The sequence below is a fragment of the Paenibacillus sp. P4_E11 genome (assembly GCF_056401635.1).
Genome location: NZ_JBFUIX010000520.1, coordinates 1 through 1,180, shown reverse-complemented (window position 1 = coordinate 1,180; position 1,180 = coordinate 1). Strand labels below are relative to the sequence as shown.

Below are 1,180 nucleotides of genomic sequence, written 5' to 3'. Positions count from 1 at the left end.
ACGCAGCAAGCGCAAAAAAATTGGAGCTTTCCTAAGAATGTTGAATTCAGCCGAATCCATGGCCAATGAATATACGAAGTATGAATTTAAAGGTACCCATCTCTTCGACGTGCTTGACGTATATGAGAGCATTACGCTTGAGGATGCGAACCAACGACTTGCGGAGCATGTTAACTTCGATCGCTTAGCATTCTGTGTCGTACAGAGCCCAGAGGGAGGGCCAGTATCCTCATGAACAAGCCATTGTCCGAGACGACTGTGCTCATAACCGGTGCAAGCCGGGGAATTGGAGCGGCTGTTGCGGAACGGTTTGCCTCAGTGGGCATGCATGTGGTGATTCATTATTTGAATGCCCACGAAGCAGCTAATGAAGTAGCGCGTGCCTGTATGGCCTATGGGGTTAAGGTACTGACCGTAACTGCAGACCTTCGATCCAAAGAGCAGTTGCAGCGGATGAAGGAGAAGATGGAACAGCATGGCATGGTACCGGACATCTTAGTGAATAATGCTGGAGTTTCTCATTACGGCATGCTTGCAGATGTACAGGAAGAAGAATGGGATCAGGTAATGGACATTAATCTCAAGGGTATATTCCTATGCTCCCAGCTGTTCATGCCTCATATGGTACAGCAAAAGTATGGCAGGATCATCAACGTTTCCTCCATTTGGGGGATAGCAGGCGCTTCGTGCGAAGTCGTGTATTCGACAGCTAAGGGTGGGGTCAATGCCTTCACGAAATCGCTCGCCAAGGAGCTCGCTCCGTCCGGTGTGACGGTGAACGCAATTGCACCTGGCGTAGTCGAGACGTCGATGAATAATCACTTGAATACGGATGAACAGCAGGCGCTCAAGGACGAAATTCCAGTCGGTCGATTCGCTAAGCCGGATGAGATCGCTTCCCTCGTGTATTTTATAGCTTTACCAGAATCCAGTTATATTACAGGACAGATCATTAGTCCTAATGGCGGCTGGTTGACTTGATACAGGTAACCTTCCTCATATTGGTGGTATTGCAGGAGAATAATCGGGTTGAATAATGCCCATCCTACAACTGCAACTGCTGCTTTACAATAATGTCGAAGGAGAGTGTTATCATGTCTACGGTACTGCAAAGCTTTGAGAAATGGAAAACCTTCCTGTCATACCGGGTGGATCAAGCTCATAAAGCAGGGATGAGCGA

The 1,180-nt window shown here is 48.1% G+C and carries 1 protein-coding gene and 1 pseudogene; both read left to right on the top strand.

Annotation, left to right across the window (positions count from 1 at the left end; all coding sequences use genetic code 11):
* Positions 1 to 235 (top strand): annotated as a pseudogene (locus AC1DWB_RS35675) (EF-P 5-aminopentanol modification-associated protein YfmH); the annotation flags it as partial.
* Positions 232 to 981: an elongation factor P 5-aminopentanone reductase gene (gene ymfI / locus AC1DWB_RS35670; RefSeq protein WP_477545794.1), complete on the top strand. Its 750-nt coding sequence runs from the start codon at positions 232 to 234 to the stop codon at positions 979 to 981. The pseudogene AC1DWB_RS35675 and the gene ymfI, both read left to right, overlap by 4 nt.
* Positions 982 to 1,180 lie beyond the last annotated feature (199 nt).

Coding starts and splice junctions, on each gene's coding strand:
- ymfI (WP_477545794.1), top strand. CDS start 232: ATGAACAAGCCATTGTCCGAGACGACTGTGCTCATAACCGGTGCAAGC.